Below are 364 nucleotides of genomic sequence, written 5' to 3'. Positions count from 1 at the left end.
GGACACGCAGGGCGCGGTGAGCTTGATATCGCTTTTGGTTAAGTTTGTTTCTGGCAGCGGAGACGAGTCGTGATCTCTGCCGTTGCTCTCCTGCGTAAGCTTGCCCTTTTGGGGGCAACAGCCCTTGCTCTGGGGGGCGCCGCCGCCGCGCAGGTTCCTGCGGAGACCGGGGCTTCTGCGGTATTGCGGGGGTTGGATAAGGTCAACGGACACCATACGGACGTCGAAGTCCAGATAGGTGGCAGCGCCGAGATCTATGGGCTGATCGTTACTCTGACGGAGTGCCGCTATCCGGCTGCGAACCCAACGGGCGATGCCTATGCCTATCTCACCATTCGCGACCCTCTAAAAGGGGAAGTGTTTT

General features: G+C 59.6%; 1 protein-coding gene. It reads left to right on the top strand.

Annotation, left to right across the window (positions count from 1 at the left end):
* Window positions 1-69: 69 nt before the first annotated feature.
* Window positions 70-364: DUF2155 domain-containing protein (locus DC53_RS00005; RefSeq protein ID WP_050484184.1), on the top strand; the 295-nt coding region annotated here is incomplete at its 3' end.

Origin of the sequence: Pseudoalteromonas fuliginea, assembly GCF_000690055.1 — a bacterium.
Taxonomy (GTDB): Bacteria; Pseudomonadota; Gammaproteobacteria; order Enterobacterales; family Alteromonadaceae; genus Pseudoalteromonas; species Pseudoalteromonas fuliginea.
The sequence above is the reverse complement of the archived record's forward strand: the minus strand, read 5'-3'. Positions and strand labels throughout refer to the sequence as shown.